General features: G+C 68.0%; 15 protein-coding genes. 9 read left to right on the top strand and 6 right to left on the bottom strand.

What is annotated here, in order from left to right; all coding sequences use genetic code 11:
* Positions 1–19 precede the first annotated feature (19 nt).
* From cobU to ACP5E6_RS08165, 3 genes are read left to right on the top strand one after another with little or no spacing between them, the layout of a single operon-like run.
* On the top strand, positions 20–526 hold the full coding sequence (cobU, locus tag ACP5E6_RS08155) for a bifunctional adenosylcobinamide kinase/adenosylcobinamide-phosphate guanylyltransferase (protein ID WP_427953700.1): 507 nt from the start codon (positions 20–22) through the stop codon (positions 524–526).
* 10 nt (positions 527–536) lie between these two features.
* The gene (gene cobO / locus ACP5E6_RS08160) at positions 537–1,211 is read left to right on the top strand and encodes a cob(I)yrinic acid a,c-diamide adenosyltransferase (RefSeq protein ID WP_427953648.1); all 675 of its coding nucleotides are present in this window, start codon (positions 537–539) and stop codon (positions 1,209–1,211) included.
* A gap of 13 nt (positions 1,212–1,224) precedes the next feature.
* Complete coding sequence (locus tag ACP5E6_RS08165; protein ID WP_427953650.1) at positions 1,225–2,688, top strand: cobyric acid synthase; 1,464 nt, start codon at positions 1,225–1,227, stop codon at positions 2,686–2,688.
* Here the strand turns inward: ACP5E6_RS08165 and cbiB are convergent.
* Positions 2,672–3,643: an adenosylcobinamide-phosphate synthase CbiB gene (gene cbiB, locus ACP5E6_RS08170; RefSeq protein WP_427953702.1), complete on the bottom strand. Its 972-nt coding sequence runs from the start codon at positions 3,641–3,643 to the stop codon at positions 2,672–2,674. The two genes, ACP5E6_RS08165 and cbiB, sit on opposite strands and share 17 nt — an antisense overlap.
* A 36-nt stretch (positions 3,644–3,679) precedes the next feature.
* Between cbiB and cobD the strand changes: the two genes are divergently transcribed.
* The 5 genes from cobD (at position 3,680) to ACP5E6_RS08195 (ending at position 8,326) form a co-directional block, all read left to right on the top strand.
* On the top strand, positions 3,680–4,720 hold the full coding sequence (gene cobD / locus ACP5E6_RS08175; RefSeq protein ID WP_427953652.1) for a threonine-phosphate decarboxylase CobD: 1,041 nt from the start codon (positions 3,680–3,682) through the stop codon (positions 4,718–4,720).
* Between the two features lie 105 nt (positions 4,721–4,825).
* A complete protein-coding gene (locus tag ACP5E6_RS08180; RefSeq protein ID WP_427953654.1) occupies positions 4,826–5,782 on the top strand; it encodes a metal ABC transporter solute-binding protein, Zn/Mn family in 957 nt (318 codons plus the stop codon).
* Positions 5,783–5,840: 58 nt separating this feature from the next.
* Positions 5,841–6,632: a metal ABC transporter ATP-binding protein gene (locus tag ACP5E6_RS08185; protein ID WP_427953656.1), complete on the top strand. Its 792-nt coding sequence runs from the start codon at positions 5,841–5,843 to the stop codon at positions 6,630–6,632.
* 6 nt (positions 6,633–6,638) lie between these two features.
* Complete coding sequence (locus ACP5E6_RS08190; RefSeq protein WP_427953658.1) at positions 6,639–7,520, top strand: metal ABC transporter permease; 882 nt, start codon at positions 6,639–6,641, stop codon at positions 7,518–7,520.
* Positions 7,521–7,537: 17 nt separating this feature from the next.
* Positions 7,538–8,326 (top strand): metal ABC transporter permease, encoded by a 789-nt coding sequence (locus ACP5E6_RS08195; protein ID WP_427953660.1) that lies wholly within the window; start codon positions 7,538–7,540, stop codon positions 8,324–8,326.
* Here the strand turns inward: ACP5E6_RS08195 and ACP5E6_RS08200 are convergent.
* The 3 genes from ACP5E6_RS08200 to ACP5E6_RS08210 all read right to left on the bottom strand — a co-directional run bounded on the left by ACP5E6_RS08200 (position 8,269) and on the right by ACP5E6_RS08210 (position 11,417).
* Positions 8,269–10,365 carry a prolyl oligopeptidase family serine peptidase gene (locus ACP5E6_RS08200; protein WP_427953662.1) on the bottom strand — a complete coding sequence of 699 codons (2,097 nt, stop codon included), beginning with the start codon at positions 10,363–10,365 and terminating at the stop codon, positions 8,269–8,271. The genes ACP5E6_RS08195 and ACP5E6_RS08200 overlap by 58 nt on opposite strands.
* 140 nt (positions 10,366–10,505) lie before the next feature.
* A complete protein-coding gene (locus ACP5E6_RS08205; protein ID WP_427953664.1) occupies positions 10,506–10,931 on the bottom strand; it encodes a glycine zipper domain-containing protein in 426 nt (141 codons plus the stop codon).
* A gap of 99 nt (positions 10,932–11,030) precedes the next feature.
* Positions 11,031–11,417, bottom strand: coding sequence for an energy transducer TonB family protein (locus ACP5E6_RS08210; protein WP_427953666.1), 387 nt, complete (start codon positions 11,415–11,417; stop codon positions 11,031–11,033).
* A 112-nt stretch (positions 11,418–11,529) separates the two neighbouring features.
* Between ACP5E6_RS08210 and ACP5E6_RS08215 the strand changes: the two genes are divergently transcribed.
* On the top strand, positions 11,530–12,231 hold the full coding sequence (locus ACP5E6_RS08215; protein ID WP_427953668.1) for a type 1 glutamine amidotransferase domain-containing protein: 702 nt from the start codon (positions 11,530–11,532) through the stop codon (positions 12,229–12,231).
* A 114-nt stretch (positions 12,232–12,345) separates the two neighbouring features.
* Here ACP5E6_RS08215 and hpxZ read toward each other — a convergent pair whose 3' ends face one another.
* Entirely contained in the window at positions 12,346–12,732 is a 387-nt protein-coding gene (gene hpxZ / locus ACP5E6_RS08220; RefSeq protein ID WP_427953670.1) for an oxalurate catabolism protein HpxZ, read from the bottom strand.
* Positions 12,733–12,747: 15 nt separating this feature from the next.
* On the bottom strand, positions 12,748–14,097 hold the full coding sequence (locus ACP5E6_RS08225) for an AtzE family amidohydrolase (RefSeq protein WP_427953672.1): 1,350 nt from the start codon (positions 14,095–14,097) through the stop codon (positions 12,748–12,750).

Below are 14,097 nucleotides of genomic sequence, written 5' to 3' on the forward strand. Positions count from 1 at the left end.
TTGCCGCAGGAGAGCCGCCATCGAACCCACCATCACCCTGATCCTCGGCGGCGCCCGCTGCGGCAAAAGCCGCCATGCCGAAGCCCTGCTCACCGCCCACCCCGCGCCCTGGCATTATATCGCCACCGCCCAGGCGTTCGACGATGAAATGCGCGACCGCATCGCCCGCCACCGCGCCCGCCGCGACGCCGGCTGGCACACGATCGAGGCGCCGCTCGATCTCGCCACCCCGCTCACCGCCAACCCCGCCACCCCGGTCCTGATCGACTGCCTCACCCTCTGGCTGACCAACCTCCTCCTCGCCGGCGCCGACCTCGCCACCGCCACCGCCACGCTTGCGGCCGCCCTGCGCGCCCGCACCGCGCCGAGCATCCTGGTCGGCAGCGAAGTCGGTCTCGGCATCGTGCCGGACAACGCCCTCGCCCGCCGCTTCCGCGACGAGGCCGGGCTGCTGCATCAACACCTCGCCGCCCAGGCCGACCGCGTGATCCTGATGGTCGCCGGCCTGCCGCTCACCGTGAAATGACCCCGCCCCCATGACCGATCCAACCCCCGATCCAACCCCTGGGCCAACCCCTGGGCCAACCCCTGGGCTAACCCCTGGGCCAACCCCCGATGACGACTCGCGCCACCGCGCGAAAATGGCCAAACGCAAAGCGGTCCAGGATGCCGAGGTGGCGGCAAAAACCATCGAAAAAGGCCTGCTGATCGTCAACACCGGCCCTGGCAAGGGCAAATCCACCGCCGCCTTCGGCCTCGCGCTCCGCATGCTCGGCTACGGCCGGCGTGTCGCGTTGGTGCAGTTCATCAAGGGCGCCTGGGCCACCGGCGAGCGCAACGCCCTCGCCCGATTCGACGATCTGATCGAGGTTCACACCATGGGCGAGGGCTTCACCTGGGAAACCCAGGACAAAGCGCGCGACATCGCCGCCTGCCAGCGCGCCTGGACCACCGCGCAAGCGCTTCTCACCCGCACCGATCTATCGCTGCTGATCCTCGATGAGCTCAACATCGCGCTGCGCTACGATTACCTGCCGCTCGAACCGGTGCTCGCGGCGATCGCCGCCCGCCCGCCCGCGATGCATGTTCTCATTACCGGCCGCAACGCCAAACCCGCCCTGATCGCGGCCGCCGATCTGGTCACCGAAATGATCGCGACCAAACATCATTTCGCCGCCGGGGTGAAGGCGCAGCAGGGCATCGAATTCTGATGATCCGCAAGCCATGACGCGCGCATTGATGTTCCAGGGCACCGGCTCCAGCGTCGGCAAATCCACCCTGGTCGCCGGCATCGCCCGCGCGCTGGCCAACCGCGGCCTGCGCGTGCGGCCGTTCAAGCCGCAGAACATGTCGAACAACGCCGCCGTGACACCGGATGGCGGCGAAATCGGCCGCGCCCAGGCGCTCCAGGCCCGCGCCTGCCGCGTCGCCCCCAGCGTGGACATGAACCCGATTCTACTGAAACCGCAGAGCGACATCGGCGCGCAGATCATCGTGCAGGGAAGCGTCTTCGGCAGCGCCAAGGCGCGCGACTATCAATCGATCAAGCCGCAGCTGATGCCCTACGTGCTCGAAAGCTTCGCCCGCCTTCAGGCGCAGGCCGACATCGTCCTGGTCGAAGGCGCCGGCAGCGCCTCGGAAATCAACCTCCGCGCCAACGACATCGCGAACATGGGCTTCGCCCGCGCGACCGGCACGCCGGTGATCCTGATCGGCGACATCGATCGCGGCGGCGTCATCGCGAGCCTGGTCGGCACCAAAACCGTGCTCGACCCCGCCGACGCCGCCCTGATCGGCGGCTTCATCGTCAACCGCATGCGCGGCGATGCCAGCCTGTTCGATGCCGGCATGGCCGCCATCGCCGCCCACACCGGCTGGCGCGCCCTCGGCCTCGTGCCGCATCTCGAGGCGCTGCGATCCCTGCCCGCCGAAGACGCCGCCGATCTCGCCACCCACGCCCCCGACCGCCGATCGGATGCGCCGCTGAAAATCGCCGTGCCGCTGCTGCCCTATATCGCGAATTTCGACGATCTCGATCCGCTGCGCGCCGAACCCGCCGTCGATCTGCGCTTCATCGCACGCGGCACCCCGCTGCCCACCGACGCCACGCTGATCATCCTGCCCGGCTCGAAAGCCACCATCGCCGATCTCGCCGTTCTGCGCAGTGAAGGCTGGGACATCGACATCCTGTCCCACCACCGCCACGGCGGCGCCGTGCTCGGCCTGTGCGGCGGCTATCAGATGCTCGGCCGCGCCATCGCCGATCCCACCGGTCTCGAAGGTCCGCCCGGCGCCGCCGCCGGCCTCGGTCTGCTCGACATCGAAACCGTCCTGATCGGCGACAAGCGCCTGACCGCGACCTCCGGCCACCTGCTCGCCGATGGCGCGGCTTTCACCGGCTTTGAGATGCACATCGGCCGCACCACCGGCCCTGCCACCGCCGATCCGCTCCTGCGCCTCGCCGACGGCCGCATGGATGGCGCGCACGCACCCGATCGCCGGGTGATCGGCACCTATATCCACGGCATCTTCACCGCCGATGCCGCCCGCGCCAGCCTGCTCCACCGGTTCGGCGCCACCGCCGCGCCGCGCGAGCTCGATCGCGAAATCGACGCCACACTCGATTCCCTGGCCGCCCATCTGGAACGCCATCTCGCGATCGACACCCTGCTCACCCTGCCACGATGACCGCCGCCAGCAGCCAGGCCACGCCGATCTGCAACCACGCCGCCCGATGATACAGCCGCAGGGCACGGCGAATATCGGCCACGGTCGCCTCCGCCCTTCCATCGCCCATCCAGGCATCCTCGACCAGGGCAGCGCCATAAACGCGCGGGCCGGCGAGTCGCAGCCCCAGCGCGCCGGCCATCGCCGCCTCCGGCCAACCCGCGTTCGGCGAGCGGTGCTTGCCCGCGTCCCGCCGCACTGTGGCCAGCGCCGCGCGCGCGCTGGCGCCGGGTTGCAGCGCCGCCGCCAGAATGATCCATCCCGCCGCGAGGCGCGACGCCGGCAGGTTGATCACATCGTCGAACCGCGCCGCCGCCCAGCCGAACATGGCGTGGCGCGGCGTCAGATGGCCGATCATGCTGTCCGCCGTATTGACCGCCTTGTACGCGGCGATCCCCGGCAACCCGAGCAGCGCGCACCACAACGCCGGTGCCACCACCCCATCGGAAAAATTCTCGGCCAAACTCTCGATCGCCGCCCGCGCCACCCCGGCCCGGTCGAGACGATCCGGATCACGCCCAACGATCAGCGACACCGCGGCCCGCCCCTCGGCCAATCCGACATCCAACCCCTCGGCCACCGCGCGGACATGCGCGGTCAGGCTGACCGAGGCGAGCAACGCACTCGCGAGCAGCGCGATCAGCACGACCCCGGCCGGACGCGGCAGCACCGCCAGCACACCCTCCTGAACCGCCAGCGCCGGCACCGCCGCCGCCCCGATCAGCACAACCAGCGCCACCACCCCCCGCAGCCGCCGCGCGCGCGGGCTGGCCGCCGATCGGTTCATCCCCCGGTCCAAACTATCGATCAATGCGCCCACCCACATCACCGGATGGCGGATCGTCCGAAATATCGTATCGGGATAACCGATGATGGCCTCGATCGTGAGGGCCAGTGCCGCGAGCAGGAGAGTCATGACAGACAATTGGGATCATAGGTCGAGCGGCATTGCATGGCCCGCGCTACCATGATGCGTGAGCCCGCAACAGCGCCGATCCTTCATGGCGGTCGCCTTGAAGCGATGCGCCGGCGGTATCCCGCCGCCCCTGAACCCTGGATCGATCTCTCGACCGGCATCAACCCGATTGCCTATCCGCTGCCGTCCTGGTCAGACGATTGCTTCACCCGCCTGCCCGAACCCGAGGCGGTGACCCGCCTCGAACGCCTCGCGGCCTCGGCCTATGGCGTCGGCGATCCGGTCATGGTCGCCGCCGCCCCCGGTACCCAGATCCTGATCGACCTGCTGCCCCGCCTCCTGGCACAGCCGCATGTCGCCATCCTCGGCCCGACCTACGCCGAACACGCCGCCGCCTGGGCGCGCGCCGCCAGCACGGTCACCATGATCGCCACAATCGATGACATCGCCACCCCGGGCAGCGTCGTGCTGTGCAACCCGAACAACCCGGACGGGCGGATCATCGCACCCGCCGCACTCCGCCCGCTCGCCGATCGCCTCGCGTCGCGCGGCGGCTATCTCATCATCGATGAAGCCTTCGCCGATCTCGCGCCCCCCGGCACCAGCCTGGCCGGCGACCTGCCGCATCCGGCGCTGATCATCCTGCGCTCGTTCGGCAAAACCTACGGACTCGCCGGAGTCCGGCTCGGCTTCGCCCTGGCCGCGCCGCCGATTACGGCGATGATCCGCGCCGCCCTCGGTCCCTGGGCAATCTCCGGACCCGCGCTCACCGCCGGCGCGGCGGCGCTGGCCGATCGCGACTGGCTGACCGCGACACGAAACCGCCTGCGCGACGACACCGCGACACTCGACCGCCTCCTGAGCGAAGCCGGCATGACCGGCCAGGGCGGCACCGCGTTGTTCCGGCTGGTCAGCACGCCACGGGCCGCATTGTGGTGCGATCATCTGGCCCGCGCCGGCGTGATGGTCCGCCGCTTCGAAGCCGATCCGACATGGCTGCGCTTCGGCATTCCCGGCCCCCCCGCCGCCTGGGCGCGGTTGCGTCACGCCCTGGCCGGCATCCCGCCTTGCGCATGATCCTCACACATATGAGGGAGCGGGTCCGGCGTCGTGGCTGACACGCCGGATCTTTTGTGGGATGTTGGGCGTCAATCGGATCACGAGGGAAGGGTCGGGTCACCCATGCATCATCTGCGGTCATCTGCCATCGCAAGGATCATCCGGCGGCACAGCACGGCGCTGACAGGGATATGCCTCGCCGCCATGATGGGACAGGCGCGCGCCGCCGGCCCGATCAGGGCGGTCGGCATCGAAAACGAATATGCCAATGTGATCCAGCAGATCGGCGGGCGGTATGTCACGGCGGGAGCGATCGAATCCAACCCCAACACCGATCCCCATACGTTCGAGGCGAGCCCGGAGGTGGCGCGGCAGATCGCGACAGCCGCGCTGATCGTGGAAAACGGCGTCGGCTACGATGGCTGGGCCGACAAGATCATCGCCGCTTCCCCCAATCCGCACCGGGTCGTGATCAACGTGCAGCGTCTGCTCGGCCTGCCGAATGCCACGCCCAACCCGCATTTATGGTATGATCCAACAACGATGCCGAGGGTCGCGCAAGCGGTGGCGGCGGCGCTGGGGCGGATGGCGCCGGGGCATGCGGCGTATTTCAAGGCGAATGTCGCCCAATTCGATCGTTCCTTGCAGCCATGGTACGCGGCGATCGCGGCCTTCAAAGCCAAGCACGACGGCACGCCGGTCGCGGTGACCGAGCCGGTCGGGGATTACATGCTTCAGGCGGTGGGGGCGGATATCAAAACCCCGTTCAGCCTGCAGGCCGCGATCATGAACGGCACCGACCCCTCGCCGCAGGACGTCGCGACACAAAACGCATTGTTCAACCGGCACGCGGTGAAGGTGTTCGTCTATAACCAGCAGGTGACCGACCCGCTGACCGCCTCGTTTCTCGATCTGGCGCGGAAAAACCATATCCCGGTGGTCGGGGTCTATGAGACGATGCCGACACCGGGTTATACCTACCAGTCATGGATGCTGGCAGAAGTTCAAGCCCTGCAACGGGCGGTAACGGCAGGGGTTTCGACGCGGTCGTTGCTGGGGGCGGCGGGCCAGCGCCCCTGACCCAGATCAGCGAAAGGTTTTTGCACCTTTTTTTCAAAAAGGCAGCCTTTCCTCAACCATGCTGAACGTAGACTCCCTCACGGTCAGCTTCTCCGGCCGCAAAGTGCTCGATCAGGTGGGATTCACCCTGGCGCAGGGGTCGTTCTGCGGGCTGATCGGGTCGAACGGGTCCGGTAAAACGACGTTGTTGCGCAGTATTCTCGGCCTGGTGAAGCCCGATCGTGGCACGGTGGAAACCGGCGGCGGGGAGGTCGGGTATGTGCCGCAGAAAATCCAGCTCGATCCGTTCATGCCGCTGCGCGCGCGGGATGTCGTGGCGCTGGGGCTGGACGGGCATCGGTTCGGGTTGCCATTGCCCTCCGTCAGGCGGCGGCGGATGGTGGATGCGATGCTGGCGGCGGTCGATGCGACCGGCTTTGCCGATCGGCGGGTCGGCGATCTGTCGGGAGGGCAGCAGCAGCGGATCATGATCGCACACGCCCTGGTGCGCGGGCCGAAATTGTTGCTGCTCGATGAACCGCTGGCCAATCTGGATCTGCGCAGCGTCGCCGAGGTGGTGGACCTGCTCCATAAATTATCGTTCGAACAGCGGATTACCGTCCTGCTCTCCGCCCATGACATGAATCCGCTGCTGCCGGTGATGGACCGGATCGTGTATCTGGCCAACGGACGTTCAGTCAGCGGCAGCGTGGGTGAGGTGGTGCGCGGTTCGGTGCTCAGCCGGTTGTATGGCTATCATATCGACGTGATCCGGGTACACGGCCGGGTGCTGGTGGTGGCCGCCGGCGGCGCGGATGGGTTGGATGCCAATATCGCCTGCGAGCCGGTCCATGTCGCGCAAATTCCCTGAACGCGCATGATCGGGGCTGATTTTTTCGCCAACGGCCCGGTTCAGGTCGCCTTGCTGATCGGCGGCGGGGCGGCGGTGGTGTCCGCGGTGGTGGGGGTGTTCACCGTGATGCGCGGGCAATCCTTCGCCGGGCACGCCCTCGCCGACATGAGCAGCGCGGGCGGATCGGCCTCGCTGCTGCTCGGCATTCCGGCGCTCGCGGGATTTCTGGCGATGGCGGCGCTGGGCGCAGGCGGGATGGAGATCATCGGCGCGCGGCAGATCCGCGAACGCGATCTGGTCACCGGCGTCGTCCTCGGCGCGGGGCTGGGCCTGACCGCGCTGTTTCTGTTTCTCGATATCAGCATGACGAGCGCGAGCGGGGCGGCGAATACGGTGATGTTCGGCTCGATGTTCGCGATCGCGCCCTCGACCGTGCCGCTGGCGCTGGGCGTGGGTGTGGCGGCGCTGATCGTGAGCATGGTGCTGTACCGGCCGCTGCTGCTGATCGCGATCGATCCCGACCTCGCCGCGATCCGGGGGGTGAACCCACGGTTGCTGGGCTTGCTTCATCTTCTGGTGCTGGCGATCGCGGTCGCGCTATCGGCCATGACGATCGGGGCGATTCTCTCGACCGCGCTGCTGATCGGCCCGGCGGCGGCGGCGCTGCGGGTGGCGACCCGGCCGTCCTGGGCGATCGCGCTGGCGGTGAGCATCGGTCTGGCCGCGACCTGGGGCGGCATCGCGCTCGCCTACGACAGTTTCTACTGGACGCCGGGACACGGCTGGCCGGTGAGTTTTTTCGTCGTGGTGATCGTGTTCGTGGCCTATCTGGCCGCCGGCCCGATCGGGGCGGCGCTGACGCAGCGGCGCGCGACCTGCCGTCCCGCGTCCGTGCCGGCGGGCTGAGGATGTTTTCCAGCTTCATGGTCAACACCTGGATCGTCGCCTCGATCGTCGCGGCGACGGCGGGGTTGGTCGGATTTTTCGTTGTGGTGCGCGGATCGTCCTTTGCGGCGCATGCCTTGCCGCTCAGCACGTTTCCGGGGGCCGCGGCGGCGGCATGGCTTGGGATCAATGAAATCGCCGGTCTCGTGGTGTTTGCCGGCTTCGGCGTCATCGGTATCGATGCGCTCAGCCGCCGGGGCCGGCCGGAGGTGGCGACGGCGCTGACCCTGGTCGTGCTGCTGGGGCTGGGAACCTTGTTTCTCAGCCAGACCACCGAGTATTCCCAGGAGGTCTATGCGCTGCTGTTCGGTCAGGTGCTGGGCATCAGCGCTGCCGATATCGGACCGATCGCCGGGGTCAGCGCTATCGCCGCCCTGGCGATACTCGCGCTGTTCCGCCCGCTTCTGCTCGGCTCGGTCTCGCGTGAGCTTGCCCAGGCGCGCGGCGCCGCACCGGGGCGGATCGATCTGGCGTTCCTGATCATTCTCGCCATGGCCTCCGCCGTGGCGCTGCCGGTGGTCGGCGCGCTGCTGGTGTTCAGCCTGATGGTCGGCCCGGCTTCGGCGGCACGCAACCTGACCGATCGGCCCGGTTGGTCGATGGCGCTTTCGGTGGCGCTGTCGCTGATCACCGTGTGGGCGGCGATCGCGCTGTCCTACCTCACCAACTGGCCGGTCGGCTTCTTTGTCGGCGGCTTCGGGGCGCTGGCCTATGCGCTGGGCCGGTCCGGCGTGCGGTTCGGTGCCGTCCGCCCGCTTTCCCCCTGATCGGTCGGCCCTCGCGCGGCGGTGGCGACGGTCTGGCGCGTGAAGGCGAAACTCAGGGCATAGAAAAAGGCGCGTTGCGCCGCGTCGGCCCCGGCGCCGTGACCGCCTTCGGCCTGTTCGTAATACAGGGCATCATAGCCGAGCGCCTGAAGTTTCGCGGCCATTTTACGCGCGTGGCCGGGATGGACCCGGTCATCGCGCCTCGTGGTGTTGATAAAAATCGGCGGGTAGGTCCGGCCGGGTTCGACCAGATGATAAGCGGAAATCTCGCGCAGGAACGCCCAGTCCGCGGGCGTGTCGGGATCGCCGTATTCAGCGATCCAGGAGTGACCGGCGAGGAGTTTGGTGTAACGCCGCATGTCGAGCAGCGGCACCGCGCAGATCAGCGCGCCGAAGGCGTCCGGATGGCGGGTGAGCATGTTGCCGATCAGCAGGCCACCGTTGCTGCCGCCCGAACCCAGCGTGCGGGCGGGGCTGGACAGGCCGCGCCGCGCGAGGTCGGATGCGATGGCGGCGAAATCATCCTGGGCGGTTTTTTTGCCCGCGCGGACTCCGGCCTGATGCCATGCCGGTCCGAACTCGCCGCCGCCCCGAATATTCGCCAGCGCGAAGGCCCCGCCCCTGGCGCACCACAAGGCTCCCTGGGTGGCGAGATAATAGGGGGTGAGCGAGATTTCGAACCCGCCATAACCATAGAGATAGGTGGCGAATCCGCCATCCGGAGGCGGCGTGCCGGGGGCGACGAAAAAATACGGGATCGCGGTGCCATCCGCCGCGCGCGCCTCATACTGGCGCACGATCAACCCGGTGGCGTCGAATTGGGCCGGCAGGCGCTTGAGCGTTTCGGGCGGCGTGTCGGGACCGCCGAGCAGCTGGGATTCAGGCGTCAGGAAGCCGCTGACGGTGAACAACAGGGCGTCGGATGTATAATCATCGGCGGCGAGCGGCCGCACCGAGATCGCGCTGGCCGCGGGCAGGCCGGGCACCGGCCGGAGCGCCCCGCCCCGCGCGGCATCGGCGAATTCGATCACGCTGGCCACATTGTCGAGCACGGTGAGGACGACGCCGGATTTCAGATTGACCCAGGCCTCGAGCGCGCGGCGGGCGGTCGGCGTGAACAGGGGGGTGAACCGGCGGGACCCGGCGATGAACGCATCGACCCCGATCGAGAGCAGGCTGCCTGGCGCGAACCCGGCCAGGGTCGAGCGCGGCCGGATCAGCAGGCGTCCGTGACCGGCATCGACATCGGCGTCTTCGGGCAGATCGAGGCGCACCGGCGCGCCGCCGAGCGGCTGATAGACATGCTGGGTGCGATAGAATGCGATCGTGCGCGTGAACCAGATGAACCGATGCGCCGGATCGTGGCTGACCGCGGCCGATGCCGCCATATCCGCCGTCTCGACCTCGAACACGACCGGCGCATGCGCGATCGGCGTGCCGCGCCGCCACTGCCTGACGGTGCGGGCATAGCCTGACGCCGTCACGTCGCCGCCAAGGGCCGAGGCGAGCAGCACGGTATCGGCATCGAGCCAGGACACCGCGGTCTTGGCGACCGGCACCACGAAACCATCGGGCACGAACCGCCGCGTCGTCATGTCGAACTCGCGCACCGTCGCGGCATCCGAACCGCCGGGCGAGAGGCTGATCAGCGCGCGCGGATGATCGGGCGGCATGGTCTGCGCGCCATGCCAGACCCAGCTCTCGCCCTCGGCCGCGCACAGGGCATCGAGGTCGAGCAGCACGTCCCACGCCGGCGTCTCGCAACGATAGTCGGCCAGTGTGGTGCGCCGCCACACGCCGCGCGGATGCGAAGCGTCGGTCCAGAAATTATAGACGAACCCGCCGCGTTGCACGATCGCGGGGATACGGTCATCGGAATTGAACTGCGCGGTCAGGACCGCCCGGTCGGGTTCGAAACCCGCATCGCACAGGCGCGCGATGCTGGCCTGGTTCTGCGCCTCGACCCACGCGAGGGCGCGCGCCCCCTCGATGTCCTCCAGCCAGAGATAAGGGTCGTCGGTCACGGCGGCATCGTCCATGCAAGCTCCGGGTGGCTGTTGTCGTGCGGGAGTAAAGCGTTATGCTTTCAGCGTAACGCTCCAGCTTTAAATTATTTTCGAGCGCGCCCGCGTGGCGTTGTCCACCACGCGGGCGCCGGACCAGGGATGAACCGGCCCGATCAGTAGCCAGGCACCGGCGGCGGCGGCGGACCCCCGTTGTAATAGCCCGGCGGCGGCGGCGGCGGCGGGCCGCCGTTACCGTAGGGCGGGTGCGGCCCCACATATCCCTGACCACCGTAACCCTGGTTTCCATAACCCTGGTTGTTGTAATTCCCCTGGTTGTAGCCCTGCTGGGGTTGTTGCGGCGTGGTCAGGGCGCCGCCGACCGCGCCGACCGCGCCGCCGATCAACGCACCGGCCGCCGGGCTGCCGCCGGTCATCGCCCCGATCGCGGCGCCGGCACCGGCGCCGAGAGCACCACCGCCCAACGCACGCTGGCCGGGACTGTAAGGGTTGGTGCATCCGGCAAGGGCCAGCGCGGCCGCGACGACGGCGCCGGTCATTCCGACCCGGCGCAACCGCCGGACACTTATTTCCATAGTCATAACCTATCCTCCATTGACGCCTCTTTCACATGGGCATCGATCATGGCCTTCGCACGGTCAAACCATGGCAAACGCGCGACGAAATTGACCCGGCCCGCATCATGTCGCCGGTTTCACGATATCGCCATTTTTGCGAAATTCGATCGGCACGACGAACTGGATCGACGCCGGCGCGCCCGCCGGCCGGCGTTTCAGCACCGCCCTGCGGATCGCCGCGAGCGCCAGGCGATCGAGCGAGGCGCGCCCCGAGGGCCGCACCACCCAGGCGTTCAACACATGCCCGGCGCGATCGACGATGAAGCCGTAGAAACCGACATAGCGAACTCCGTGCCGGGCCAGCAGCAGCGGAACCTGCCGGGCGATGGCGGCCTGGGTTGCGGCGTCGATCGGGTGCGCGCCCGGCGGCGCTGCCCGTCCCGTCGGCATCGCGATCGCCATGGAGATCGCCATCGCGATCATCGGCAGCCATCGTCCCACCCTCGTCATGACCGATCGTCCTTCTGTGTTTGATTGTCGGGTGATGAACAAAACCGCAGGCGCTGGCAATCGCCCGGCCCGATCCCCACCTGCCGGGCGAGCGATCCATCAGGAGACCATCATGGCCAAAATTCTCATCGTCACGACATCACACACAACGATTCCCGGCTCCGACGAGCGCACCGGCGTCTGGTTCGAGGAACTCGCGACCCCTTACTACGCCTTCATCGACGCTGGAAATGACGTCACGATCGCCACGATCCGGGGTGGCGAAGTACCGATCGATGGGCGCAGCCTGGCGGAAACGCCCCTGCCCGCCTCGGTGCAACGCTTTCATGACGACGGACCGGCCCTCGAGGCCGCCCATCACAGCAAGCCCGTCACCGCCGTGACCGCGACCGATTTCGACGCGATCTTCCTACCCGGTGGCCACGGCACGATGTGGGATTTTCCGAACAATGCCGACCTCGCCCGCGCCATCACCGCCATGCTGGACGCCGGCAAACTCGTCGCCGCCGTCTGTCACGGTCCGGCCGCTTTCATCGGCGTGACGCGGCAGGACGGGTCAGCCCTGATCAAGGGGCGCTCGATCACCTGTTTCACCGATTCAGAGGAGCGCGCCGTTCACCTCGACGACAAGGTGCCGTTCCTGCTCGAAACCACGCTGCGCAGCCTCGGCGCGCAGGTTTCGGTGGGTCCCGATTTCGCCCCGCACATCATGCAGGACGGCAATCTGCTGACCGGACAGAGCCCGAAATCATCCGAGCCCCTTGCCCATGCGGTGATCGCGGCGCTGAAACGCGCGCCGGCGAAGGCGGCTTAGAGCGATATGCGATTAAGTTGACGCGGCAGCGGCAACATAATCGCATGAAATCGCTCGAAAAAACATAAAGCTAGAGCGTTGGGCTGAAAGCATAACGCTCTAGCCCCCACCGCCTCAACTGATCTCGGCCGCCAGCGAGACATGGGCGGCAACGATGCGCCAGCCGAGGCCCGGCAGCCTGACCCAGGTTTGCGACTGACGGCCGCCGCGCCTCTCATGCGCGCGGGTGAATTCAGCATTGGTGACCGCGAAATCGGCGCCGAAGGTTTTGATCACCACGCGGCCGAGCCTGCGCGGTGGCGACCCCCCTGCGCGGTTGGCGCGAAAGGCGCTGATGGCGGCGGCGCCGAACAGCGCCTCGCCGACACCGAAGCGCACGACATCGGGCGACGGCCAGAACAATCCATCGAGTGTCGCGGTGTCGTTGGCGCCGAGGGCGGTCTCGTAGCGGCTGAACAGCGCCGTGATCTCGGCGTGAACCGCAGGGTCGTCGATGATCACCGCGCTATGACAGGATCACGACGCCACCGGGGCGGCGACCACGCCATCGCGCTCCAGCCGATCCGCCAGAGCGAGCACCGTCGCCTCACGCCCGGGCGCGGCGATCATTTGCACACCCAGCGGCAGGTGTCCCGGAAATTGCACCGGCACCACAACGACCGGCAGGCCAATGAAGCTGATCGGCTGGGTGAACAGACCAAGATTGGGCCGCACCGGCATCTCGTTGCCATCGACCACCATGGTTTTTTGGCCGATCAGCGGCGCCGCGCAGGGGGTCGCCGGGGCGAGCAGCACGTCGTAACGCGCGAACAGATGATTCGCCTGGCGCGCGAACCAGCTCCGGAAGCGCTGCGCCGCCCGCACCACCTCGGCGGGCAGCAGCGCCCCGGCGATCAGCCGGGGCCGCACCGCGGGATCGTAATCGGCGGCGTGCGTTCGCAGGGTTTCCCGGTGTAAAGCGCCACCTTCGGCAGCGGTGATGCAATAGGCGGCGGCACGGGCGCGCTCGGCCTCGGGCAAAACGACCTGATCATGCGCGCCGAGCGCGGCGGCGACGTGCCACACCGCATCGAGCACCTCGTGCTCGACGTTCTGGGCGAACCAGCCACCGAGCACGGCCACCCTGGCATCGGGATCGCCCTCGGTCCGGATTGTGCCATCGCCGCGCATCACGTCGAAGGCGAGGGCGAGATCATGGGCTGAGCGGGCGAACGGACCGAGATGATCCAGACTGTCGACGAACGGAAAACTTCCTTCACGCGGTAACGCGCCATAGGTCGGCTTGAGGCCGAACACGCCGCACAGCCCGGCCGGCACGCGGATCGAGCCGTTGGTATCCGACCCCAGCGCAATCGTGACCATCCCGGCGGCGACCGCGGCGGCGGAACCGCCCGACGAGCCGCCGGCGACGCGGGTTGGATCGTGCGGGTTGCGGGTCGGGCCGTAATGGGCGTTTTCGGTGGTGAAGCCATAGGCGAATTCATCCATGTTCAGCGCGCCGAGCAGCATCGCGCCGGCATCGATCAGCCGGGCCAGAACCGGCGCATCCGCCGCTGCGCTCGGGGCATTGCGCCGGAGCTTCGAACCCGCAACCGTGGTGATCCCCTTGATGTCGAACAAATTCTTGACCGCGATCGGCACACCGGCGAGCGGCCCCGGATCGTGTCCCGCCGCGATTTTTGCATCCACCGCCGCCGCTTCGGCGTGGGCGCGCTCGCTCGTTACCGTGGTGAAGCAGTTCAACACGGGGTCGCGCGCGGTGATCCGCGCCAAATGATCGTCCAGCACGTCACGCGCGGTGGTTCGCCCGGATTTTATGGCGGCTGTGATGTCAGCGGCGGTCTGCCGGTGGGGCGGGATCAGCAC

It is taken from the genome of Acidiphilium sp. (genome assembly GCF_049977125.1).
Taxonomy (GTDB): Bacteria; Pseudomonadota; Alphaproteobacteria; order Acetobacterales; family Acetobacteraceae; genus Acidiphilium.

Excerpts from the sequence above, each read along its gene's own strand:
- ACP5E6_RS08190 (WP_427953658.1), top strand. The coding sequence starts at position 6,639 with ATGATCGGGGCTGATTTTTTCGCCAACGGCCCGGTTCAGGTCGCCTTG.
- cbiB (WP_427953702.1), bottom strand. The coding sequence starts at position 3,643 with ATGACTCTCCTGCTCGCGGCACTGGCCCTCACGATCGAGGCCATCATC.
- ACP5E6_RS08210 (WP_427953666.1), bottom strand. The coding sequence starts at position 11,417 with ATGACGAGGGTGGGACGATGGCTGCCGATGATCGCGATGGCGATCTCC.
- ACP5E6_RS08215 (WP_427953668.1), top strand. The coding sequence starts at position 11,530 with ATGGCCAAAATTCTCATCGTCACGACATCACACACAACGATTCCCGGC.
- ACP5E6_RS08195 (WP_427953660.1), top strand. The coding sequence starts at position 7,538 with ATGGTCAACACCTGGATCGTCGCCTCGATCGTCGCGGCGACGGCGGGG.
- ACP5E6_RS08200 (WP_427953662.1), bottom strand. The coding sequence starts at position 10,365 with ATGGACGATGCCGCCGTGACCGACGACCCTTATCTCTGGCTGGAGGAC.
- ACP5E6_RS08185 (WP_427953656.1), top strand. The coding sequence starts at position 5,841 with ATGCTGAACGTAGACTCCCTCACGGTCAGCTTCTCCGGCCGCAAAGTG.
- ACP5E6_RS08205 (WP_427953664.1), bottom strand. The coding sequence starts at position 10,931 with ATGACTATGGAAATAAGTGTCCGGCGGTTGCGCCGGGTCGGAATGACC.
- cobD (WP_427953652.1), top strand. The coding sequence starts at position 3,680 with ATGGCCCGCGCTACCATGATGCGTGAGCCCGCAACAGCGCCGATCCTT.
- ACP5E6_RS08165 (WP_427953650.1), top strand. The coding sequence starts at position 1,225 with ATGACGCGCGCATTGATGTTCCAGGGCACCGGCTCCAGCGTCGGCAAA.
- cobO (WP_427953648.1), top strand. The coding sequence starts at position 537 with ATGACCGATCCAACCCCCGATCCAACCCCTGGGCCAACCCCTGGGCCA.
- ACP5E6_RS08180 (WP_427953654.1), top strand. The coding sequence starts at position 4,826 with ATGCATCATCTGCGGTCATCTGCCATCGCAAGGATCATCCGGCGGCAC.